At 70.1% G+C, this 20,604-nt stretch carries 23 protein-coding genes and 1 pseudogene; 10 read left to right on the plus strand and 14 right to left on the minus strand.

What is annotated here, in order from left to right; all coding sequences use genetic code 11:
- Nucleotides 1-58: 58 nt before the first annotated feature.
- Genes qcrB through ctaE form a run of 4 tightly spaced genes read right to left on the minus strand, consistent with a single transcriptional unit; the run spans nt 59 to nt 4,266 of the window.
- Nucleotides 59-1,669, minus strand: a complete 1,611-nt coding sequence (gene qcrB / locus Afe05nite_RS31210; protein ID WP_203820841.1) for a cytochrome bc1 complex cytochrome b subunit — start codon at nt 1,667-1,669, stop codon at nt 59-61.
- Nucleotides 1,666-2,763: a cytochrome bc1 complex Rieske iron-sulfur subunit gene (qcrA, locus tag Afe05nite_RS31215; protein WP_203820842.1), complete on the minus strand. Its 1,098-nt coding sequence runs from the start codon at nt 2,761-2,763 to the stop codon at nt 1,666-1,668. The genes qcrB and qcrA overlap by 4 nt, the downstream gene beginning before the upstream one ends.
- Entirely contained in the window at nt 2,760-3,617 is an 858-nt protein-coding gene (gene qcrC / locus Afe05nite_RS31220) for a cytochrome bc1 complex diheme cytochrome c subunit (protein ID WP_203820843.1), read from the minus strand. Before qcrC ends, qcrA begins: the two co-directional genes overlap by 4 nt.
- A gap of 49 nt (nt 3,618-3,666) precedes the next feature.
- Nucleotides 3,667-4,266 (minus strand): aa3-type cytochrome oxidase subunit III, encoded by a 600-nt coding sequence (ctaE, locus tag Afe05nite_RS31225; protein ID WP_203820844.1) that lies wholly within the window; start codon nt 4,264-4,266, stop codon nt 3,667-3,669.
- Between the two features lie 110 nt (nt 4,267-4,376).
- On the opposite strand from ctaE, the gene Afe05nite_RS31230 reads away from it, so the two are divergent.
- The 4 genes and pseudogenes from Afe05nite_RS31230 to Afe05nite_RS31245 all read left to right on the plus strand — a co-directional run bounded on the left by Afe05nite_RS31230 (nt 4,377) and on the right by Afe05nite_RS31245 (nt 6,924).
- Nucleotides 4,377-5,348 carry a cytochrome c oxidase assembly protein gene (locus Afe05nite_RS31230; RefSeq protein WP_239118316.1) on the plus strand — a complete coding sequence of 324 codons (972 nt, stop codon included), beginning with the start codon at nt 4,377-4,379 and terminating at the stop codon, nt 5,346-5,348.
- Between the two features lie 116 nt (nt 5,349-5,464).
- A complete protein-coding gene (locus tag Afe05nite_RS31235) occupies nt 5,465-5,890 on the plus strand; it encodes a hypothetical protein (RefSeq protein ID WP_203820845.1) in 426 nt (141 codons plus the stop codon).
- Nucleotides 5,891-5,928: 38 nt separating this feature from the next.
- A pseudogene (locus Afe05nite_RS31240) lies at nt 5,929-6,559 on the plus strand (hypothetical protein); the annotation flags it as partial.
- Nucleotides 6,560-6,720: 161 nt separating this feature from the next.
- Nucleotides 6,721-6,924 (plus strand): hypothetical protein, encoded by a 204-nt coding sequence (locus tag Afe05nite_RS31245; RefSeq protein ID WP_203820846.1) that lies wholly within the window; start codon nt 6,721-6,723, stop codon nt 6,922-6,924.
- A gap of 340 nt (nt 6,925-7,264) precedes the next feature.
- On the opposite strand, the gene Afe05nite_RS31250 is transcribed toward Afe05nite_RS31245, so the two are convergent.
- Entirely contained in the window at nt 7,265-7,690 is a 426-nt protein-coding gene (locus Afe05nite_RS31250) for a cytochrome c oxidase subunit 4 (RefSeq protein ID WP_203820847.1), read from the minus strand.
- A 10-nt stretch (nt 7,691-7,700) separates the two neighbouring features.
- Complete coding sequence (ctaC, locus tag Afe05nite_RS31255) at nt 7,701-8,546, minus strand: aa3-type cytochrome oxidase subunit II (RefSeq protein ID WP_203820883.1); 846 nt, start codon at nt 8,544-8,546, stop codon at nt 7,701-7,703.
- A gap of 261 nt (nt 8,547-8,807) precedes the next feature.
- On the opposite strand from ctaC, the gene Afe05nite_RS31260 reads away from it, so the two are divergent.
- The gene (locus Afe05nite_RS31260) at nt 8,808-9,944 is read left to right on the plus strand and encodes a cysteine desulfurase family protein (RefSeq protein ID WP_203820884.1); all 1,137 of its coding nucleotides are present in this window, start codon (nt 8,808-8,810) and stop codon (nt 9,942-9,944) included.
- A gap of 37 nt (nt 9,945-9,981) precedes the next feature.
- Complete coding sequence (locus tag Afe05nite_RS31265) at nt 9,982-10,194, plus strand: sulfurtransferase TusA family protein (protein ID WP_203820848.1); 213 nt, start codon at nt 9,982-9,984, stop codon at nt 10,192-10,194.
- Here Afe05nite_RS31265 and Afe05nite_RS31270 read toward each other — a convergent pair.
- The 4 genes from Afe05nite_RS31270 to Afe05nite_RS31285 all read right to left on the minus strand — a co-directional run bounded on the left by Afe05nite_RS31270 (nt 10,187) and on the right by Afe05nite_RS31285 (nt 13,349).
- The gene (locus Afe05nite_RS31270; RefSeq protein WP_203820849.1) at nt 10,187-10,684 is read right to left on the minus strand and encodes a P-loop nucleotide/nucleoside kinase family protein; all 498 of its coding nucleotides are present in this window, start codon (nt 10,682-10,684) and stop codon (nt 10,187-10,189) included. The genes Afe05nite_RS31265 and Afe05nite_RS31270 overlap by 8 nt on opposite strands.
- Before the next feature lie 2 nt (nt 10,685-10,686).
- Nucleotides 10,687-11,661 (minus strand): carbohydrate kinase family protein, encoded by a 975-nt coding sequence (locus tag Afe05nite_RS31275; protein ID WP_203820850.1) that lies wholly within the window; start codon nt 11,659-11,661, stop codon nt 10,687-10,689.
- A gap of 115 nt (nt 11,662-11,776) precedes the next feature.
- A complete protein-coding gene (gene erpA / locus Afe05nite_RS31280) occupies nt 11,777-12,157 on the minus strand; it encodes an iron-sulfur cluster insertion protein ErpA (protein WP_203820851.1) in 381 nt (126 codons plus the stop codon).
- 88 nt (nt 12,158-12,245) lie between these two features.
- The gene (locus Afe05nite_RS31285; RefSeq protein WP_203820852.1) at nt 12,246-13,349 is read right to left on the minus strand and encodes a glycerate kinase family protein; all 1,104 of its coding nucleotides are present in this window, start codon (nt 13,347-13,349) and stop codon (nt 12,246-12,248) included.
- 59 nt (nt 13,350-13,408) lie between these two features.
- Between Afe05nite_RS31285 and nadA the strand changes: the two genes are divergently transcribed.
- The 3 genes from nadA to Afe05nite_RS31300 all read left to right on the plus strand — a co-directional run bounded on the left by nadA (nt 13,409) and on the right by Afe05nite_RS31300 (nt 16,869).
- Entirely contained in the window at nt 13,409-14,602 is a 1,194-nt protein-coding gene (nadA, locus tag Afe05nite_RS31290; protein WP_203820853.1) for a quinolinate synthase NadA, read from the plus strand.
- Between the two features lie 209 nt (nt 14,603-14,811).
- The gene (gene murA / locus Afe05nite_RS31295; protein WP_203820854.1) at nt 14,812-16,167 is read left to right on the plus strand and encodes a UDP-N-acetylglucosamine 1-carboxyvinyltransferase; all 1,356 of its coding nucleotides are present in this window, start codon (nt 14,812-14,814) and stop codon (nt 16,165-16,167) included.
- A gap of 81 nt (nt 16,168-16,248) precedes the next feature.
- Nucleotides 16,249-16,869 carry a DUF3043 domain-containing protein gene (locus Afe05nite_RS31300; RefSeq protein WP_203820855.1) on the plus strand — a complete coding sequence of 207 codons (621 nt, stop codon included), beginning with the start codon at nt 16,249-16,251 and terminating at the stop codon, nt 16,867-16,869.
- Nucleotides 16,870-16,988: 119 nt separating this feature from the next.
- Here the strand turns inward: Afe05nite_RS31300 and Afe05nite_RS31305 are convergent, their stop codons facing one another.
- Both Afe05nite_RS31305 and Afe05nite_RS31310 read right to left on the minus strand, forming a co-directional pair.
- Nucleotides 16,989-17,297: an AzlD domain-containing protein gene (locus tag Afe05nite_RS31305; RefSeq protein ID WP_203820856.1), complete on the minus strand. Its 309-nt coding sequence runs from the start codon at nt 17,295-17,297 to the stop codon at nt 16,989-16,991.
- On the minus strand, nt 17,291-18,193 hold the full coding sequence (locus Afe05nite_RS31310) for an AzlC family ABC transporter permease (RefSeq protein ID WP_203820857.1): 903 nt from the start codon (nt 18,191-18,193) through the stop codon (nt 17,291-17,293). Before Afe05nite_RS31310 ends, Afe05nite_RS31305 begins: the two co-directional genes overlap by 7 nt.
- Before the next feature lie 68 nt (nt 18,194-18,261).
- Here Afe05nite_RS31310 and Afe05nite_RS31315 point away from each other — a divergent pair, with 68 nt between their 5' ends.
- Nucleotides 18,262-18,816 carry a helix-turn-helix domain-containing protein gene (locus Afe05nite_RS31315; protein ID WP_203820885.1) on the plus strand — a complete coding sequence of 185 codons (555 nt, stop codon included), beginning with the start codon at nt 18,262-18,264 and terminating at the stop codon, nt 18,814-18,816.
- A gap of 21 nt (nt 18,817-18,837) precedes the next feature.
- On the opposite strand, the gene Afe05nite_RS31320 is transcribed toward Afe05nite_RS31315, so the two are convergent.
- Entirely contained in the window at nt 18,838-19,788 is a 951-nt protein-coding gene (locus Afe05nite_RS31320) for an ABC transporter ATP-binding protein (protein ID WP_203820858.1), read from the minus strand.
- The gene (locus Afe05nite_RS31325) at nt 19,785-20,534 is read right to left on the minus strand and encodes an ABC transporter permease (protein WP_203820886.1); all 750 of its coding nucleotides are present in this window, start codon (nt 20,532-20,534) and stop codon (nt 19,785-19,787) included. The genes Afe05nite_RS31320 and Afe05nite_RS31325 overlap by 4 nt, the downstream gene beginning before the upstream one ends.
- Nucleotides 20,535-20,604: the final 70 nt, after the last annotated feature.

Genomic DNA, 20,604 nt, shown 5'->3' on the forward strand with positions numbered 1-20,604 from the left:
CGCGAGGAAAAGCGGAAGGGGCCCGCCGAAGCGGACCCCTTCCTGTGGTTCTGCGGGCTCAGTTGCCCGTGGTGATCTCTTCGCGTTCCGGCTTGCCGGCGAGCGGCGGGACGGCGGGCGAGACCGGGGCCTCGGCCGGCAGTTCGACCGGGAAGAAGAAGCCCTTGATCGCCGGGGCCAGGGCGCCGACGCGGTTCATCTTCTTGGGGACCACCCAGCCGCCGTATTCGAGCGGGATCGGGTGGCCGTGGTCGTCGACCGGGCCGAGCGGCTGGTGGACCTCGATGAACTGGCCGTTCGGGAGGCGGCGGATGATGCCGGTTTCCACGCCGTGGGCCAGGACCTCGCGGTCGTGCTGCTGCAGGCCCAGGCAGATGCGCACCGAGACGTAGTAGGCCAGCGGCGGCAGGATCAGCAGACCGATACGACCCGCCCAGGTCATCGCGTTCAGGCTGATGTGGAACTTGTCGGCGATCACGTCGTTACCGCCGGACAGGGTCGCCACCAGGAAGAACGTGAACGCCATGGCACCGATGCCGACGCGCTCCGGGTTGTCGCGGGGGCGCTGCAGCAGGTTGTGGATCCGCTTGTCCTTGAGGCGCCGGGCCTCGATCCACGGGTAGAACATCGGGACCGTGGTCAGCGCGCCGAGCCCGACCACCGCGGGCCAGAACAGCGGCGGGATGCTGTAGTCACCGATGTAGATCTGCCAGTTCGGCATGAGCCGGACCAGGCCGTCCATGAACATGACGTACCAGTCGGGCTGCGACGCCGAGGAGACCTCGGAGGCGCGGTACGGGCCGAACAGCCAGATCGGGTTGATCTGGAACAGACCGGCCATCAGCGCGACCGTGCCGAAGACGGCCATGAAGAAGCCGCCCTGCTTGAGCGCGTAACGCGGGAACATGCGCTCGCCGACCACGTTGGTGTTGGTGCGCATCGGGCCGGGCCACTGGGTGTGCTTCTGCGCGAAGACCAGGCCCAGGTGCACGCTGATCAGCGCGAGCAGGCCACCCGGGATGAGCAGCACGTGGGCGATGTAGAACCGGCCGATGATCAGGTGGCCGGGGAACTCGCCGCCGAAGATCGACGCCGAGATCCAGGTGCCCGCGACCGGGATGGACAGCATGATCGCCGAGGCGATGCGCAGGCCGGTGCCGGAGAGGCCGTCGTCGGGGAGCGAGTAACCGGTGAAGCCGGCCAGGAAGCCCAGCAGGAACAGCACCACGCCGATCGCCCAGTTGGCCTCACGCGGCTTGCGGAATGCCCCGGTGAAGAAAATACGCGCCATGTGCACGACGATCGACGCCATGAACAGCAGCGCCGCCCAGTGGTGCATCTGCCGCATGAACAGACCACCGCGCACCTCGAACGAGATGTGCAGTGACGACGCGTAGGCCTGGGACATCTCCGTGCCGCGCAGCGCCGGATAGGCGCCCTGGTAGGCCGTCTCCTGCATCGACGGGTCGAAGAAGAGTGTGAGGAAGACACCGGTCAGCAGCAGGATGACGAACGAGAAGAGCGCGATCTCACCGAGCAGGAATGACCAGTGGTCAGGGAAAACCTTGTTGAGCAGGCCCCGCAGCGGGGTGGCTGCCTTGTAGCGCTCGTCCACCCCCCTGGCGAAGGTGACCGGCGCTTGTGCGAGATCGACTTTCCGGCGCTTCACGGCCGCTCCCAGAAGTCGGGTCCGACGGTGTCCTTGTAGTCGGACTTTGCCACGAAGAAGCCCTCCTCGTCCACGCCCAGCGGCAGCATCGGCAGCCGCCGGGTCGCCGGACCGAAGATCGGCTGCGCGTTCTTGGTGATCATGAACTGCGACTGGTGGCACGGGCAGAGCAGACGGTTCGTCTGCTGCTCGTACAGGCTCGCCGGGCAACCGGCGTGCGTACAGATCTTCGAGTAGGCGACGTAGTCACCCCACATCGAGTCCTTGTTGCGTCTGTCGGCGTCCGCATTTTGCCTGGTCACCTCGGCGTCGTCGGGACGCAGGTGGATCAGCAGGGTGGGCGAGTCGGCCCACTCGTTGGTCGCACCGCCCGGGATGCCGGGGAAGACCGTCATCTGGCCACCGGTGCTGACGTCCTCGGGACGGATCGGACTGCCGTCGTCCCGAGTCAGCCGGACCGGCTTGCCATCGTTGAACTTCTGGTTGAAGCCGGTGCTGAACATCATCGGCGGGTCGGCCTTGTGCGGGTTCTCGATCAACCCACCGATCAGCGGGGCCGCCGCGGCCAGGCCGATCGGCGCGAGCCCGACGGCGATGGCGCCCTTGAGCAGCGGCCGGCGCTGGATGCCCTGGCCGAGTTCCTCGGCCACGAAGGCCATCGTCTGGCCGGTGATCAGCTGCTCGTCGCCGGGTGACGGGTCGTTGTGCCGCTGCTGGATCGACACCTCGTGCGGCAGCAGCTTCTTGGCCCAGGCGAGGATCCCGAAGCCGACGCCGAACAGCGCGACGGCGAGCGAGATGCCGAGGAGCGGCGTGTAGTAGTCGCTCATCGCGGTGCCGAGCTCGAAGCGCCACGGCCACCAGATGTAGAAGCCGAGGAACGCGAAGCCGCCGGCGCCCGCGATCAGGAACAGCAGGGCGATGTTGCGCGCCACGCGCTTCTCGGCCTTGCTGTTGTGACCGTGGAACTGCGACTCGTAGGTGACGATCTCGATCTCGTCCCGGCGGGCGCCCTCTTTGACGATCTCGAACCGGCTCAGGCGCGGGTCGTTGACGTCCACCGGAGAATCTGGCTCGTCGTGCACGGTCGTCATGACTTCCCCGCAATCCACAGCGACGTGAAGACCAGGATCGTGATGCCGACCCCGAAGATCGCCAGACCCTCGGTCACCGGACCGTAGCGTCCGAGGTTGAACAGGCCACCCGGGTCCTTGTCCTGCTGGAGCTGGACCGACACGTACGTGATGATCTCGCGCTTCTGCTCGGGGGTGAGCTGGTTGTCCCCGAAGACCGGCATGTTCTGCGGGCCGGTGAGCATCGCCGCGTAGATCGTCTCGGCCGAGGCGTCGTGCAACGCCGGCGCGTACTTGCCGGAGGACAGCGCACCGCCGCCGCCGCCGAAGCCGTGGCAGGAGGTGCAGTTGACCCGGAACAGCTCGCCACCGCGGGCGAGGGCCTCCGGGTTGTCCTTCAGGTCCTCGGTGAACTTGCCGTCCGAGGGAAGCTGCGGGCCGCCACCGAGCTCCTGGATGTACTGCCCCAGCTGCTTGGTCTGGTTCTTGTCGAACTGCGGCTTCTTCTGCTCGGCCTGGGCCTCCTGGCGGGTCATCGGCATGCGGCCGGTGCCCACCTGGAACTCGACCGAGGCCGACCCGACGCCGATCAGGCTGGGACCGCGGCCGGTGACCCCCTGCGCGTCCCGGCCGTGGCAGGTGATGCAGCTGTTGTCGTACAGCTGCTTGCCCTCCTGCGCGGTGGCGGAAAGCTGGGTGTTGTCCTCGGCGAACGCGCCGGGCGCGAACGCGGTGTATACGCCGCCGGCTAGCGCCAGCGCGGCGAGCATGCGCACCGCCGCACCGAGACGCCGGCGCGCCCGGCTCGGCGCGGTGCGGCGCCGGGCGAGAACGCCCCGGAAACGCCACCGGCCGGCGGGGGATCCTGAAGTCATCAGCTGTGTCCCTCTGGTTTTTGACCTGAAATTCATGGACGTGCTGGCGTCACTGAAGCCAATAGATCATGGCGAACAGCGCGATCCACACGATGTCCACGAAGTGCCAGTAGTACGACACGACGATCGCCGACGTCGCCTGTGCCGGGGTGAACCGGCCCATGGTCGTTCGGATCATGTAGATGATGAAGGCGATCAGACCGCCGGTCACGTGCAGGCCGTGGAACCCGGTGGTCAGGTAGAACATCGAGCCGTAGCCGTCGGCGTTGAGCTTGATGCCCTCGTGGACCAGGTTGCGGTACTCGTTGGCCTGGCCCAGCACGAAGATCAGACCCATCACGAAGGTGATGGTGAACCAGCGCCGCAGAGCGTGGACGTCGCCCTTCTCCGCCGCGAAGACGCCGAGCTGGCAGGTGACCGAGGAGAGCACCAGGATCACCGTGAAGGTGGTCGCGTACGGGAGCTTGAGCTCCGGGGTGTGCTCTCGCCACATGTCGTAGTCCGCCGCGCGGATCGAGAAGTACATGGCGAACAACGCCGCGAAGAACATGAGTTCGCTGGAAAGCCACACGATCGTCCCGACGCTGACCATGTTGGGCCGGGTCAGGGAGTGGATCCTGCTCTTGTCGATGGCTGGGGCCGCTGTCACGAGGCTCATTATTGCCCCGCGATCAGTCCAACGTGCCGTGGGGGGTGGAATCCGGCACGTGTCGCGGCCCGGAATAACATGCGCCGACCGGATAGGCCTAGCCTCAAAGGGTGCTGCAAGCCGAAACGCCCACGTGGTTGGCCTCGGGCGGGGATACTGTGCTTCCGCCGTTCACCCCGGCGGCGATCTTCACCCAGATCCATCTGACCAGCCTGATCGCCTTGTTCCTGCTGATCGCGGCGGCTCTCTACGGGTACGGCGTCCATCAGCTCCGGGCCCGAGGTGATCACTGGCCGGCCGGCCGGACGGTGGCGTTCGTCGTCGGTGGACTGGGTTCGATCGCGGCGGTCACGATCAGCGGCATCGAGGCGTACGACACGACGTTGATCTCCGTGCACATGGTCCAGCACATGACGCTGTCGATGGTAGGGCCGATCTTCCTGGCCCTCGGTGCCCCGGTGACCCTGGCGCTGCGCACGATGCACGGCCCATCTCGCAGGACACTGCTCGCGGTGATCCACAGCCGGTACGTCAAGGTTCTGACGTTTCCGCTGGTCGCGTTCGGGATCTTCGTGGCCAACCCGTTCGTCCTGTACTTCACCGGGCTCTACCGCGCGACCCTCGAGCACGCCTGGCTGCACGAGTTCGTGCACGTGCACTTCATCGTCACCGGCTGCCTGTTCTTCTGGCCGCTGCTGGGCCTCGACCCGCTCCCCGGCAAGTGGCCCTACCCCGGCCGCGCCCTGCTGATGGTGCTGTCGGTGCCGTTCCACACCGTGCTCGGGCTGACCATCATGCAGTCGAAGACCCTGCTGGGCGGCGACTTCTATCCCAACCTGCACCTGAGCTGGTCGAACCCGTGGGAGGACCAGGTCACGGCGGGCGGCATCCTGTGGGCCGGCGGCGAGATCGTCAGCGTCACGATGCTCGGCATCCTGATCATGCAGTGGATCAAGCAGTCCGAACGCGAGGCCCGCCGGATCGACCGGGCCCTGGACCGCGCCGAGGCGGAAGCCGCCCGGGAGGCAGCGAAGATCACATCCGGGACCCCCGCGGTCGGACCACGGCCGGACGCCGAATAACGCTGTTCGGTACGATCAGCGAGCACCCAGGCGACGCGCACGGGGGTGCGTCCAAGCTGCCCCACCACCCTTGAGCCGCCCCACCACCTCCCTTGACCGGACTGAAGGCAAATCTGATGAGCGACACGTACACGGTCCTGCTCTACAGCGACGACGTCGCGGTCCGCGACCGGATCCGGCTGGCCATCGGCACCCGCCCGGCGCTCGATCTGTCGGTCGAGTTCGTCGACGCCGCCACCTGGGAGGAGTGCCGCATCCTCCTCGACAAGTACGAGATCGACCTGATGGTCCTCGACGGTGAGGCCTCGCCCGCCGGCGGCCTCGGCATCGCCCGGCAGACCAAGGACGAGTACGCGACTCCCCCGCCCGTCTGCGTCGTGCTGGCCCGGGCCGCCGACCGCTGGCTGGCGGCCTACGCACAGGTCGACGCGACCCTGATCTACCCGCTCGACCCGGTCACCACCGGCCAGACGATCGCCGGCATGCTGCGGGCCCGCCGCGACGGGGCGGTGCCGCTGGGCACCATGGGCCAGCTCGGCTAGTTCCCGACCACCCCGGACCCCCGACGGAGGGCCCCGCCCTGGGCGCACGCACCTGGCCGCATGCGACCAGCGCCCTGGTGCGCGGCGAGGAACTCGCCGGCGAGGACACCGCCTGGGCCATGGGCGAGATCATGGCGGGCAACGCCTCACCGGTGCAGATCGCCGGGTTCGCCATCGCGCTGCGAGCCAAGGGTGAGACGCCTGCCGGGCTGACCGGCCTGGTCGAGGCGATGCCGGCCGACGCGACTCCGGTCGAGCTGGCGGAGAAGACCCGCACCGACGCGGTGGACGTGGTCGGCACCGGCGGCGACCGGGCCACCACGGTGAACATCTCCACGATGGCCGCGATCGTCACGGCGGCCGCGACCCGGGTCTGGGAGGCGAGCAACGGCGCCGTCGAGGAGCTGGTGCTCGACTCGGTCGAACTGGGCCTGCCCCGCAGCCGGCCGGCCGACCTGCGCGGCGACGACGTGGCGTTCAACGCCCCGGGCGGCGCACCGCACGTTCGCCGGCGACAAGGGCCCGGTGCGCGACGCCGTGGTTCTCAACGCGGCGGCGGCGCACGCGGGCTTCCCGGGCGACCTGAGAGACACGCTGCGGGCCGTAACGGCCCGTGCCCGGGACACTTATCGCCTCCGGTGCCGCGACGGCGCAACGTCCCGCTGGGTGGCCGCGCGCAGACGGCGGAGGCGGCCGAGTAACCGCGCGGCGGCGGAAGTTGTCAAATACACAGCTGACACGCCGCCGTCAATACCCCCAAATGCCGGATTTACATGGCAGCGTCTGAATCACATTCGGGTATCCCACCTTCCGACGAAGAGGAGCCACCCGTGTCCGAACGCGAACTGCGCTGCGCCATCTGCGACGGCGACATGCTGTTCGAGGTGCCCCCGTGCCCCGACGGCCACGACGAGTGCCCCGAGCTGGTCTGCACCCGCTGCGGCGCCGCGGAGGTGGTCGCGCCCATAGTGGTCCACCTGTGGTGGACCACTCCGCGCCCGCAGCTGGTCCCCCACCAGCGCCGAGCCGCCTAGCCCTGCACCGGGCGCCCGGCCGGCCCTCGCCGCTCCCCAGCCCCTGTCTCCACGGCGGTCGCACCCCGCCCGAGCCACCGATGGCCGACCTCACCACAGCCCGTTCCCTCATGGCCCTTCCCCGACGGCCGCGCTCGCGATGGCCGCGCTCGTACCCCACTGTTTCTCCACGAGGGCGTACTCAGTGAACTGCCCGCGCGGTCGCCGTCAATGAGTTGGGCCCGGTCTCGTCACCGCGCCTTTTGCGATGTCGAAACCGGGCCCAACTCATTGACTTGTAAGGCGACCGCGCCCGCCGAGCGAAGCGAGGCCAGCAAGCTCAGCAACCAGGATCAGAAACCTAGTGCTCCGCGGTGTGCCTGGTCCCCGAGTAGTACTCGAACTGCATGGCGCTGCCGGCCACGATCACCAGCAGCAGGCCGACGGCGATCAGCCACCACATCCAGAACACCAGCCCGAGCGCGGCCACCGAGGCGGCCAGGGCGATGCCGAACGGCCAGTACGAGCCGGGCGAGAAGAAGCCGATCTCGCCGGCGCCCTCGGCGATCTCGCCGTCCTCGCGGTCCTCGGGGCGCAGCTCGATGCGCCGGGCGACGAACCAGAAGAAGCCGCCGCACATGGAGCAGAGCAGGCCCGACATGATCAGCGCGACCACGCCGATCCACTCGACGTGGTCGGTCTCGCCGTGGGTCCAGAAGCCGTACAGCGTGGCGGCGGCGAACAGGAAGCCCGCCACCCCGGCGAAGATCTTGTATTCGGTCTTCACAGCGAGACCCCTACTTCCCGGCCGCGACGGTGTTGGACTGGTTCCAGCTGCTGGACTGCCGGCGCGTGTTGAGCGGCTCGGTGGTGACCGCGTACGGCTCCTTGCCGATCTTGGTCATCGCTTCCTGCGTGGTGGCGCCCTGTTTCTTGGCGTCGAGGAACTGGGTGAACTGGTCCTTCGAGACGGCGACCAGCTCGAACTGCATGAAGGCGTGGTAGGTGCCGCACAGTTCGGCGCACCGGCCGACGTAGCGGCCCTCCTTGTCGAGGGTCACCTCGAAGGTGTTGCGGGCGCTGCCCGGGAACACGTCCCGCTTGAACAGCAGCTCGGGGACCCAGAAGGAGTGGATGACGTCCTTGCTGGTCTCCTCGAAGCGGATCTTCTCGCCGACCGGCAGGACGAGCAGCGGGATGACATCGGCGGAGCCGACGGTCGAGGTGACCGTGTTGGCTTCCTTGCCCATGCCGTCGCGGTAGTTGAACTGCCACTGCCACTTGAACGCGACGACCTCGACCACCTGGTCGGGATTCTTCGAGAGCTTGTCCACATCGGTCTGCACGATGGCGGTGTAGTAGAAGAGCACCGCCACGATCAGGATCGGGGTGACCGTGTAGAGAACCTCCATCGGCATGTTGAACCGGGTCTGCACGGGCAGCTCGTCGCCGCGCTTGCGGTACCGGATCACACACCAGAAGATCAGGCCCCACACGAAGATGCCGACGACCAGGGCCGCCACCACCGAGGCGATCCACAGGTCGTACATCTTGTGGGCCTGGAGGCTCACGCCGGGGCCCGGCCAGCCGAAGTGGCCGAACTTGCTCCCGAAGCTTTCGATCGAACAGCCCGAGAGCAGCATCAGCAGCCCCGCGGCACCGAGACCGAGCCCGGCGATCCGGGTCGCTGCTCGCGGCCGTGTGGCCTGACGTTTTGCGCCCACCTGCTTATGCCTCCTCTAGCAGCGCCGCCGCCCCGCCCGAATCGGACACCGAACGGCAAGGCGTACCGACGGTCGCAGATTACTCGACCAGGGCCTGCCGACCCGTTGCGGGGGTGCGATCTTCCGCCGCCGCGCGGGTACACCTCAAGAACGGACGATACCGTTCGCGGGGTGGAATACATGGGCGTTCCCGCCGGAGCGGCGGCTTATCTGGACGCGGCCAGCGCGGTTCCACTGCATCCGGTGGCGGCGGAGGCGCTGGTGGCGGCACTCGCCGACGGCTGGGCCGACCCGGCTCGCCTCTATTCCGCGAGCCGCCGGGCCCAGCAGCTGAGGGAGGCGGCGCAGGCCGTGTTCGCCGAGGCGCTGGGGGTACGGGTGGACGAGGTGTCACTGTGGCCCTCGGGTACGGCCGCCGCGCAGGCCGCCGTGCTCGGTGGACTCGCGGGGCGGGCGCGGCGGGGCGACACCCTCGTGCATTCCGCGATCGAGCATTCGGCCGTCCTGCATGCCGCCGCCCGTGCTGACGCGGTGAGTGTCGGGGTGGACCGGGCCGGGCGGCTCGACCTGGCCGAGTGGGATCGCGCCGTGTCGGCGCCGGGGGTCGCCCTGGCCGGCCTGATCAGCGCGAGTCACGAGGTGGGGACGGTGCAGCCGGTGGCCGCCGCGGCGGCGCACTGCGCGGCCGCCGGGGTGCCGTTGTTCGTGGACGCGGCCCAGTCGGTCGGCCGGGTGCCGGTGCCGCCGGGCTGGTCGATGCTGAGCGCCAGCGCGCACAAGTGGGGCGGCCCGCCGGGCGTGGGGGTGCTGGTGGTGCGCAAGGGTCTGCGATGGATCTCGCCGTACCCGCAGGATGATCTTTATCGCCCCGGCGTGCCGGGCGCCGTCGACCTCCCGGCGGTGGTCGCCGCCGCGGCCGCCCTGCGAGCCGTTCTGGGGACGGCGCAAGCCGAGGCGGTACGGCTGTCGGCGCTGGTGGACCGCATCCGGGACCGGGTGGCGGCGACCGTGCCGGACGTCGAGGTGGTGGGCGACCCGGTCGAGCGGCTGCCCCATCTCGTCACTTTCTCGTGCCTCTATGTGGACGGGGAGGCGCTGCTGCACGCGCTGGACCGGCAGGGCTTCGCGGTGTCGTCGGGTTCGTCGTGCACGGCGTCGACGCTGCGCCCGAGTCACGTGCTGGAGGCGATGGGCGTGCTCAGCCACGGCAACGTACGGGTCTCGCTGCATCACGGCACCACGGCCGAGGAGGTCGAGCGCTTCCTCACGGTGCTGCCGGGGATGGTCGAGAACCTGCGACGAGAGGCGGGCATGTGACGGTCCCGGCCCGCCCGGCCCCGCCCGAGGCCGCACCATGATCGAGCTGGACTGCCTCGGTCAGAGATGTCCGCTTCCGGTGATCGCGCTGGCCCGCCGGATCCGCGACGTCGCGATCGGCGAGGTCGTTCGGGTCCTCGCCGACGACCCGGCCGCCGCCAACGACATCCCGGCCTGGTGCCGGATGAAACAGCAGGAATACCTCGGGTCGCCGGAGGCGGACGCCTTCGAGGTGCGCCGGCTCAGCTGAGGTACGCCACCACCGGCTCGACCGGCTCGCGCGCCAGGAACGTGTCCACCACCAGGCGGGGGCCCGGATAGGGCTCGTACTCCGGCTGCCGTTCCAGGACGCGGACCCAGTCGGGGATGCCGTCGTGGTCGCGGCCGGCGTAGCGGGCCTCGACCCGGCGCCGGTGCTCGGCGTCGTCGCCGCAGACCACCTCGACCACCCGCAACGGCACGCCGGCCCGCTCGGCCACCTCGACCCAGAGCTGCCGGGCCGCCTTGACCGGGCTGACCGCGTCGATGATCACGTGGCGGCCGATCTTCAGGTTGACCTCGGCCAGCGCGGCCACGACCCCGTACGCGGCATAGCCGGGACGGGGCTCGTGGACCTCGTAGCGCTGCAACGTGAAATCGACGGTGTCGACGGCGAGCACGGTCGCGGGCAGCGCCTCCGCCACCCGCGCGGCGAGCGTGCTCTTCCCGGCACCGGGGAGCCCGGCGAAGACGGCCAACATACTTACGGAAGGTACGGCTTGATCTCGGCCGCGGCGCCCTCGCCGTACGAATCGGCGAAACGCTTGACGAAGTCGTCGGCCCGGATGTCGTATTCCTGCGGGCCGACCGACTCCAGGACCAGCGCCGCGACGAGCGAACCGACCTGGGCCGCCCGTTCGAGGCCGAGACCCCAGGAGACGGCGGCGAAGAAGCCGGCCCGGAAGCCGTCGCCGACCCCGGTCGGGTCGTCCGGGGCGACGTCACGCACGACCGGCACGTGGATGCGCTCGAGGTCGCGGCCGGTGATCTCGACGCCGTCCTTGCCGAGCGTGGTGACCCGGATCTTGACGTGCTCGAGGACCTGGTCGGCGGTGAGGCCGGCCTTGGTCTCCAGCAGGGACCGCTCGTAGTCGTTGGTCAGCAGGTAGTCGGCGCCGGAGATGAGGGTCAGCACGTCGCCGCCGTCCATCCGGGCGAGCTGCTGCGACGGGTCGGCGGCGAACTTAAGGCCGCGGGCCCGGCACTCCTGCGAGTGGCGGATCATCGCGGCCGGGTCGTTCGCGCTGATCAGCACCAGGTCGAGGCCGCCCGCGCGCTCCTCGACCGGGGCGAGCTCGATGTTGCGGGCCTCGGCCATCGCGCCGGCGTAGAACGAGGCGATCTGGTTGAGGTCGTCATCGGTGGTGCAGACGAAACGCGCCGTGTGCGCCACCTCGGAGACGTGCACCGAATCGCAGTCGACGCCGTGCCGCTCGAGCCAGGACCGGTAGTCGGCGAAGTCGGCGCCGACCGCGCCCACCAGGATCGGGTGCAGACCGAGCTTGCCCATGCCGAACGAGATGTTGCTGGCGACGCCGCCGCGCCGGACCACCAGGTCGTCGACGAGGAAGGACAGCGAGACCTTGTGCAGCTGGTCGGCGATGAGGGACTCGGCGAACCGGCCCGGGAAGTGCATCAGATGGTCGGTGGCGATCGAGCCGGTGACGGCGATCTTCATGTCGGCCCTCGAGGATTGGGGAACAGGGGCGTTACGTACGAAGCCTACCGGCACGTGACGCACAGCAGGCCGCCCCGTTGACGGGACGGCCTGCTGGACGAACTTCAGAAGTGGGTCAGTGGAACGAGTCGCCACAGGCGCAGGAGTTCTGCGCGTTCGGGTTGTCGATCGTGAAGCCCTGAGCGTCGATCCGGTCGGCGAAGTCGATCGTCGCGCCGGCCAGGTAGGGCGCCGACATCCGGTCGACGACGACTCCGACACCGTCGAAGTCGTTCACCACGTCACCGTCGAGCGAACGCTCGTCGAAGAACAGCTGGTAGCGCAGGCCCGAGCAGCCACCGGGCTGGACGGCGATGCGCAGCCGCAGGTCGTCGCGGCCTTCCTGCTCGATCAGGGTCTTGACCTTCACCGCGGCGACATCGGTAAGGATGACGCCGGTCGGGGCGGCGGCCTCGGTCGACTGGGTGTGCGCTTCGGTGTGCGCTTCAGTGGTCACTGCTGTATCTCCCTGCAGGGTGCGGACATCTGCCGTACTGCCCAACGCTAACCCCGATCGGGATGATTCCCAATCCCGGTGGCCCAGGTCACCTGCTCCAGTGCCGCGAGAGTTCCCCCGCGATCTCGGTCAGACCGCGGGCCGGCTCGGCCAGCGCGGTCCGCTCCGAGCCGAAGTGGTCGGTCAGCGAGACGGTCTCGGTGACCCCGGCACTGGCCGCCTCGCGGAAGCCGGTCTCGTTCCGCCCGCACACCACGATGCAGGGCAGACCGCGGTCCCGGGCACCGTTGGCGATGCCGGCCACCACCTTGCCGCGCAACGACTGGTGGTCGAACGAGCCCTCGCCGGTGATCACCAGGTCGGCCGCGTCCAGTTCCCGCGCCAGGCCGATCAGGGTGGCGACCAGGCCGATGCCGGAGGTGATCCGGCCGCCCATGGCGATCAGCGCGGCCCCGATGCCGCCGGCGGCGCCCCCGCCCGGGGCCACCGCCAGGTCGGTCACGCCGAAGGCCTGCTCGAGCACACCGGAGAACTGTTCGAGGGCGGCGTCGAGGCGGTAGATGTCCTCCTCGGCGGCGCCCTTCTGGGGACCGTAGACCTTGCTGGCACCGTGCAGGCCGGTCAGCGGGTTGTCGACGTCGGTCGCCGCGACCAGCCGCACCTGCCGCAGCCGGGGCGCGCCGGCCAGGGCGGCGGCGGCGTTGAGATAGGCACCGCCGTACGGCAGGGCGTAGCCGGCCGCGTCGACCGGGCCCGCCCCGAGCGCGGCCAGCATGCCCGCCCCGGCGTCGTTGACCGCCGAGCCGCCCAGCCCGATGACGACCTCGGCCGCTCCCGCCTCGACCGCCGCCATCAGGAGCAGGCCCAGGCCGTACGACGTCGCGGCGTTCGGATTTCGCTCTTCGCGAGCAAGAAGGTGCAGGCCGCAGGCCTGTGCGCTCTCGATGTAGGCGGTGTTGCCGGCCAGCAGGATCTCACCGCGGGCGGGCCGGCCGAGCGGGTCGACCGTGGCCACCTCGAGCCGGCGCCCGCCGAGGGCGGCCGCGAGCACCTCGACGAACCCGGGTCCGCCGTCCGACAGCGGCCTTCGCACGACGTCGTCGGCGGCGGACCAGCCGGCCGCGACCGCGTCGGCGACGGCGGAGGCGGAAAGGGTTCCGGCGAACTTGTCCGGACAGATCAGTACGCGCACGCACTGAGTGTGGCAGGCCACTGTTCGGGACGGAGATCACCGTCTCCGGCTGTGCGACGATGGCGGACGTGACCTCGACTGCACTGCTCTTGCTTGGCCGCGGCACGGATCCCGCCTCGGAGCGTGGCGTGGACTGCCCCGGCGATCTTCCCGCGCCCAGCGACCCCGACCTCGTCGCCCGGGCCACCGCCGCCAAGGCCGCCCTCGGTGACCGCGTCTTCGTGCTGGGCCATCACTACCAGCGGGACGAGGTCATCCAGTTCGCCGACGTGACCGGCGACTCGTTCCGGCTCGCCCAGCAGGCCGCGGCCCGGCCCGACGCCGAGTTCATCGTGTTCTGCGGCGTGCACTTCATGGCCGAGAGCGCCGACATCCTGACCACGCCCGACCAGAAGGTCATCCTGCCCGACCTCGCGGCCGGCTGCTCGATGGCCGACATGGCGGTGCTCGGGCAGGTCGAGACGGCGTGGGAGCGGTTCGAGGACCTCGGCATCATCGCGCCGACCCGCGGCGGAAAACCCCAGAACGAAAGCATCGGGAACGACGTCGTCCCGGTGACCTACATGAACTCGTCCGCCGACATCAAGGGTTTCGTCGGCCGCAACAACGGCGTCGTCTGCACGTCGTCCAACGCCAAACGCGCCCTGACCTGGTCGTTCGAGCGCGGTTCGAAGGTGTTCTTCCTGCCCGATCAGCACCTGGGGCGCAACACCGCCGTACTCGAGATGGGTTTCGACCTCGATGACTGTGTTCTTTACGACCCGCACAAGCCCGGCGGTGGGCTGACCGATCAGCAGCTGCGGGACGCCCGGATGATCCTGTGGCGCGGGCACTGCTCGGTGCACGGCCGTTTCACCCTCGACAGCGTGCGGGAGGTGCGCGAGCGCGTTCCCGGCGTGAACGTGCTGGTCCACCCCGAGTGCCGGCACGAGGTGGTGAACGCCGCCGACCAGGTCGGCTCGACCGAATACATCATCAAGGCGCTGGACGCGGCGCCGGCGGGCTCGGCCTGGGCGATCGGCACGGAGCTCAACCTGGTCCGCCGGTTGGCGCTCGCCCACCCGGACAAGCAGGTCATGTTCCTCGACCGGACGGTCTGCTACTGCTCGACGATGAACCGGATCGACCTCCCGCACCTGGTCTGGGCGCTCGAGGAACTGGTCGCCGGCCGGGTTCCGAACCAGATCACGGTCGACGAGGACACCGCCCGTAACGCCCGCGTCGCGCTCGATCAGATGCTCGCACTGCCGTAACCCTGAGTAACCGTTAAGGCGCCGTCCGAGAGGACGGCGCCGTTATGTTGTGGGCACCATCAGCAATTCTTGCCACCCGGGTGTTATGCCCGCTTCCCAATTTGTCACTCAGCGCTATGCTTCCCCGGTTGCAGAAGCGGGTACCCCCACCCGCGTCTTGCCCTCGACAACACCGGGCGGCCCCGATCGCCCGCCGGCTGGAGGTTACGTTGACCGACGACGTCTTGGTCGTGCACGGCGGTACGCCGCTGCAAGGTCAGATCCGGGTCCGTGGCGCCAAGAATCTCGTCTCCAAGGCGATGGTCGCGGCCCTGCTGGGCGAGACCCCGAGCCGCCTCTACGACGTGCCGCGCATCCGCGACGTCGAGGTCGTTCGGGGCCTTCTCGAACTGCACGGTGTCAAGGTCTCCGACGGGGCCGACGACGGTGAGATCGTCATGGACCCGACGAACGTCGAGTCCGCCAGCACCGACGAGATCAACGTGCACGCCGGCTCGAGCCGGATCCCGATCCTGCTGTGCGGCCCGCTGCTGCACCGCCTCGGTCGCGCGTTCATTCCCGACCTCGGCGGCTGCCACATCGGCCCGCGCCCGATCGACTTCCACATCCAGGCGCTGCGCGAGTTCGGCGCGGTCGTCGACAAGGCGCCCGAGGGCATGCACCTGAGCGCGCCCAACGGCCTCAAGGGCGCCAAGCTGGAACTGCCCTACCCGAGCGTCGGCGCCACCGAGCAGGTGCTGCTCACCGCCGTACGCGCGGAGGGCGTCACCGAACTGCGCAACGCCGCCATCGAGCCGGAGATCATCGACCTGATCTGCGTGCTGCAGAAGATGGGCGGCATCATCACGGTGCACACCGACCGGGTCATCGAGATCCAGGGTGTGCCCAAGCTGCACGGCTACGCGCACCGGCCGATCCCCGACCGGATCGAGGCCGCCAGCTGGGCCGCCGCCGCGCTCGCCACCAAGGGCGAGATCGAGGTGCTCGGCGCCCGGCAGGCCGACATGATGACGTTCCTCAACGTGTTCCGCTCCATCGGCGGCGAGTTCGAGGTCACCGACGACCGGGTGGGCCGGCCCGGGGTCACCGGCGCCGAGGGCGGCATCAAGTTCTGGCACCCGGGCGGCGACCTCAAACCGGTCGCGCTCGAGACCGACGTACACCCCGGTTTCATGACCGACTGGCAGCAACCGCTGGTGGTCGCACTGACCCAGGCCCGCGGTCTTTCGATCATGCACGAGACGGTGTACGAGCAGCGCCTCGGCTACACCGACGCGCTCAACCAGATGGGCGCGACGATCCAGGTCTACCGCGACTGCCTCGGCGGCACCCCGTGCCGTTTCGGGCGCCGCAACTTCAAGCACTCGGCCGTCATCGCCGGCCCGTCCAAGCTGCACGCGGCCGACCTGGTCATCCCCGACCTGCGGGCGGGCTTCGCCCACCTGATCGCGGCACTGGCCGCCGAGGGCACCTCCCGGGTGTACGGCGTGAACCTGATCAACCGCGGTTACGAGGACTTCGAGGGCAAGCTGGCCGCCCTCGGCGCGCACGTCGAACGGCTCTGATTCACGAGGACGAACGGCTCTAGTTCGTAAAGATGGCGGCGCGGTGTCGTTGGCACCGCGCCGTTTGGCTACTCTCCTAGCGTGTCCTCGCTCTTTCGCCGCAAGTCCGCCGACGTCGTCGCCACCCCCGATCCCGCCGAGGAGGTGACCGGCGCTCCCGCGCGGCCCAAGAGCTACACGCCCAGCAAGAAGGAGCTCGGCCAGGCCACGCCCAAGCGGCAGAGCAACGCCCGCAAGGTCACCGCGGCGGCCCCCGCGAACCGTCGCGAGGCCATGAAGCAGATGCGCGAGCGGCAGCGCGAGGAGCGCGCCGAGGCCACCGAGGGCATGCGCAACGGTGACGAGCGCTACCTGCTGGCCCGCGACCGCGGCGCCGAGCGAGCCCTGGTCCGCAACGTCATCGACGCCCGCCGCACGGTCGGCACCTGGTTCTTCGGCGGCGCCCTGATCGTCCTGATCGGCTCCACCGTGCAGGTCCGCGAGATCCAGCTGGCCAGCAACCTGCTGTGGGCCCTGCTCGCCGTCGCCGTGATCGTCGACAGCGTCCTGATCGCCCGCAAGGTCAAGAAGATGGTCAAGGAACGCTTCCCGAAGTCCGACCAGAAGATCGGCTCCCTGCAGTTCTACGGCGTCATGCGTGGCCTCACCTTCCGCCGCATGCGGGTGCCGAAGCCCCAGGTCGAGCTGGGCCAGAAGATCTAGCCCCGCCGGTTCCGGCCCTGGCCCCTCGCGCCGGCCCTGGCCCGGCACTGTTCGGCTCCTTGGCACGGAGGCCCCTTTCCAAGGTTGTGCCCGGCACGCCACGTCGGCGGGCAGAGACGCTAGGGCACGCCGGCCAGCCGGAGCAGGGCTGCTGTCGCGGCGGCGGCCAGCACCACCACCACGAACGGTGCCCGCCGCCAAGCCAGGATCCCGCCGACGAGTACGCCCGCCGGCCGCGCGACCCCGGCGAACTCCGTCCCCGCCATCAGCGCCGCGGTGCCGGCCAGCGCGGCGAGCAGGGCCGCGGCCGCCATCGGCAGGAGCCGCTGCAGAGTGCCGGAAAGCTTGAGCCGCCCGCGCAGCAGCACTCCCCCGAGCCGCATGCTGTAGGTCCCCACCCCGAGCGCGATGATGGCCGCGATCAGCATCGTCCCTCCCCACCTTCCGCGCCGGTCCCGGTCCCGCTCCGGGCGCCGGGGTCCGCACCCACCGCGCCGGACAAATGCGATTTGTCGCCCGGGGCAGGCGAGCCCTCGCCAACCGCCCGCCCGGCGCGAGAGGGCTCGGCGCGAGAGGGCTCGGCGGGCGCGGGCGCGGCCGGAGCGGGCCCGGCAGAAGCGGGCGCGGCTGACGCGGGCGGCGGAAGAGCGGCGCGGCGGCGGGGGCGGACTACGGTCAGCAGGCCCAGCAAGGCGCAGATGACCGGGAGGCCGGCGGGCAGGATCGGGGTGGCCAGGACGGCGACGGCGGCGCCGGTCAGGGCGACGGTGCGGGTGGTGCGGTCGGCCAGGGCCGGCATGATCAGGGCCAGCAGCGCGGCCGGGAAGGCGGCGTCGAGGCCCAGGGCGTCCGGGTCGCCGGTGGCGCCGCCCAGCAGGACGCCGAGGGCGGTGCCGATGTTCCACGAGGTGAACAGCGTGGTGCCGATGATCCAGTAGACGCGGTGGCGGCGGGCCGGGTCGGGTTCGGCGAGGGTGAAGGCGGCCACTTCGTCGGTGAGGAGGTGACTGCCGAGGATGCGCTGGACCGGGCGGGTGCCGACGGCGTCGGCGACGGCCAGGCCGAACGGTAGGTGGCGGGCGTTGAGCAGCAGGCCGGCGGCGACGGCGGCGAGCGGGTTGCCGGCCGCGAGCAGGCCGATGGCGAGGAACTGGGAGCCGCCCGCGAAGACGACCGTGGACATCAGGAACGGCACCCAGGTGGGCAGGCCGTACGCGATGGTGATGGCCCCGAACGAGGCACCCACCGCGACCATGGCGGCCGCGATCGTGCCGGCGTCGCGCCGGAGGGCGCGGTCCGCGGGCGTTCGCTGTACCGTACGCATGGTTTGAAATATTGAACGAGACGGCTACGTTCGTCAAACCGAACAACCCGATCGACGGAGCGAACGACATGCAGCAGCCGGCACCCCCGCTCGCCATCATCGCCGCCGCCCTGCGCCGGGAGCGGCAACGGGCTGGCATCTCGCTGGCCGAGCTGGCCCGCCGCGCCGGGCTGGCCAAGTCGACGTTGTCCCAGCTCGAGTCCGGCACCGGCAACCCGAGCATCGAGACGTTGTGGTCGCTGGGGGTGGCGCTCGGCGTGCCGTTCAGCCGGCTGGTCGAGCCGCCTACCACGCAGGTGCGGGTGATCCGGGCCGGCGAGGGGCCGCGGCTGATGTCCGACGAATCGGTGTACGCGGCGACGCTGCTGGCCGCCGGCTCCGCCCGGACCCGCCGCGACCTGTACGTGCTGGAGCTGGAGCCGAGCTCCCCGCGCGAGGCCGACGCGCACCTCCCGGGCAGCGTCGAGCATTTCGTCTGCGCGGCCGGCCGCATCCGCACCGGACCGGTCGGCGAGGAGGTCGAGTTGGGGCCGGGCGACTACGTCACGTTCCCCGGCGACGTCCCGCACCGCTACGAGGCACTCGAGCCGTCCTGGGCCGTCCTCGTGCTGGAGCACGTCTGATCGGAGCGCGCCCGGCCGCGCTCAGCCCGCCCGGTACAGCCGGGCGACCACGTCCTCGATGTCCGGCTCCACCACCGACAGGTCACGCACCGACGCCACCGCGACCAGCCCGGCCACCGCGGCCGCCGCGGACGTCTCGTCCAGCGCGAACGTCACCCGGTGCCCGTCCGCCTCGACCCCCGCCACCGAGGTCCCGGGCAGCACGAACCCGGCCGGCAGGGGCGAGTCGAGGTCGACCACCAGGCTGCGGCGGGAACCGTAGCGGGCGTGCAGGGCCTCGATCGTGCCGTCGTGCACGACCCGGCCGTGGTCGATCACCACCAGGCGGTCGCACAGGCGCTCGATGTCGGCCAGGTCGTGGGTGGTCAGCACCACGGTCACGGCGCCCGTCGCGCCGAGTTCGGCCAGGAACGAGCGCACCGCCTGCTTGCTGACCACGTCGAGACCGATCGTCGGCTCGTCCAGGAACAACACCTTGGGGCCGTGCAGCAGGGCGGCGGTGATCTCGCCGCGCATCCGCTGGCCCAGCGACAGCTGCCGCACCGGGGTGTCCAGGAAGGCGTCCAGGTCGAGCATCTCGCGGCAGCGGCGCAACCGCTGCTCGTGCTCGGCCGGCGGCACCTGGTAGACGTGCCGCAGCAGCCGGAACGACTCGCGCAGCGGCAGATCCCACCACAGCTGGGAGCGCTGCCCGAAGACCACGCCGATGCGCAGCGCCAGGCGGGTGCGCTGGGGCACCGGGGTCAGGCCGAACACCGACACCTCACCCGAGGTGGGCGACAGCACGCCGGTCAGCATCTTCAGGGTGGTCGACTTGCCGGCCCCGTTCGGTCCGATGTAGCCGACCATCTCCCCCGGCTCGATCGTCAGGCTCACCCCGTCCACGGCGCTGACCAAGCGTTTCTCCCGGCGCAGGCGACCCGCCGGCACGCGTACCGAAAAATCCTTCCGAAGGTCCCGCATGCGAATCATGAACCTGTGCTCCGGTAGTGACGGATGCCGGTGCGCCACGCCAGCGTGGCGACGGCCACGGCGGGGAGCGCCACCAGCGGCGCGACGAAGCCGGCCCAGGCCGGCAGACCCAGCGGATCGGCGCGGCCGAGGAGCGCCAGCGCCGGCTGATAGGAGACGAATCCGAAGCCGAGCGCGTACGCGAAAAGGTCGCGGAACCAATGCGCATAGACCGTGATCGGGTACGAGGTGAAGTCGCGCCCGCCGTAGGTGAAACCGTTGCCGATCTCCCCCGACTCGACCCACCAGAAGGCGAAGCTGGCGGTCAGCACGAAGATCGCCCCGAAGAACAGGCCGGCCCCGAGCGGGGCGACCGCGGCCAGCAGCACCCGCCCGGCGGTCCAGGGCACGTCGTTGACGGCGAGCGCGACGCCGTACACGGCCGCCCCGAAGACCAGCCGCAGCAGCTTGCGCAGGGGCAGGTCGGTGAAGACGAGCTGGGGCAGCACGGGCAGCGGCCGGGTCAGCATCGTGTCCAGCTGACCGGTCCGGACGTACCGCTTGAGGTCGTCGATGTTGCCCACGGTCAGATCGGCGAGCACGAAGCCGAACGCGGTGAGGCCGGTCATCAGGATCGCCTCGGCGAGCGTGAAGCCACCGACCGTGGCCGTCGCCCGGAACAGCACGAACACCGTGGTGACGTCGAGAACGGTGGCGCCGACGTTGCTCAGCAGCTCGGCCGCGAAGGACGCCCGGTAGGACAGCATCGACCGCCACTTGCCGCCGACCAGGGCCGCGTACGCCCGGATCGCACCCGCCCTCGTCCCGCCCGCCCAG

It is taken from the genome of Paractinoplanes ferrugineus, assembly GCF_016862195.1.
Lineage (GTDB): Bacteria > Actinomycetota > Actinomycetes > Mycobacteriales > Micromonosporaceae > Actinoplanes > Actinoplanes ferrugineus.

Bases quoted from the DNA above. Each gene is read 5' to 3' on its own strand.
- Afe05nite_RS31305 (WP_203820856.1), bottom strand. From the start codon at position 17,297: ATGCTGATCGCGGCCATCATCGCGCTCGGGGTGGGGACCTACAGCATG.
- Afe05nite_RS31320 (WP_203820858.1), bottom strand. From the start codon at position 19,788: ATGATTCGCATGCGGGACCTTCGGAAGGATTTTTCGGTACGCGTGCCG.
- Afe05nite_RS31325 (WP_203820886.1), bottom strand. From the start codon at position 20,534: ATGCTGTCCTACCGGGCGTCCTTCGCGGCCGAGCTGCTGAGCAACGTC.
- Afe05nite_RS31235 (WP_203820845.1), top strand. From the start codon at position 5,465: ATGAGCGACACGTACACGGTCCTGCTCTACAGCGACGACGTCGCGGTC.
- qcrC (WP_203820843.1), bottom strand. From the start codon at position 3,617: ATGACTTCAGGATCCCCCGCCGGCCGGTGGCGTTTCCGGGGCGTTCTC.
- Afe05nite_RS31270 (WP_203820849.1), bottom strand. From the start codon at position 10,684: ATGTTGGCCGTCTTCGCCGGGCTCCCCGGTGCCGGGAAGAGCACGCTC.
- Afe05nite_RS31315 (WP_203820885.1), top strand. From the start codon at position 18,262: ATGCAGCAGCCGGCACCCCCGCTCGCCATCATCGCCGCCGCCCTGCGC.
- Afe05nite_RS31265 (WP_203820848.1), top strand. From the start codon at position 9,982: ATGATCGAGCTGGACTGCCTCGGTCAGAGATGTCCGCTTCCGGTGATC.
- qcrA (WP_203820842.1), bottom strand. From the start codon at position 2,763: ATGACGACCGTGCACGACGAGCCAGATTCTCCGGTGGACGTCAACGAC.
- Afe05nite_RS31275 (WP_203820850.1), bottom strand. From the start codon at position 11,661: ATGAAGATCGCCGTCACCGGCTCGATCGCCACCGACCATCTGATGCAC.
- ctaC (WP_203820883.1), bottom strand. From the start codon at position 8,546: ATGCTGCTCTCGGGCTGTTCGATCGAAAGCTTCGGGAGCAAGTTCGGC.
- nadA (WP_203820853.1), top strand. From the start codon at position 13,409: ATGGCGGACGTGACCTCGACTGCACTGCTCTTGCTTGGCCGCGGCACG.
- Afe05nite_RS31310 (WP_203820857.1), bottom strand. From the start codon at position 18,193: ATGCGTACGGTACAGCGAACGCCCGCGGACCGCGCCCTCCGGCGCGAC.
- Afe05nite_RS31260 (WP_203820884.1), top strand. From the start codon at position 8,808: ATGGGCGTTCCCGCCGGAGCGGCGGCTTATCTGGACGCGGCCAGCGCG.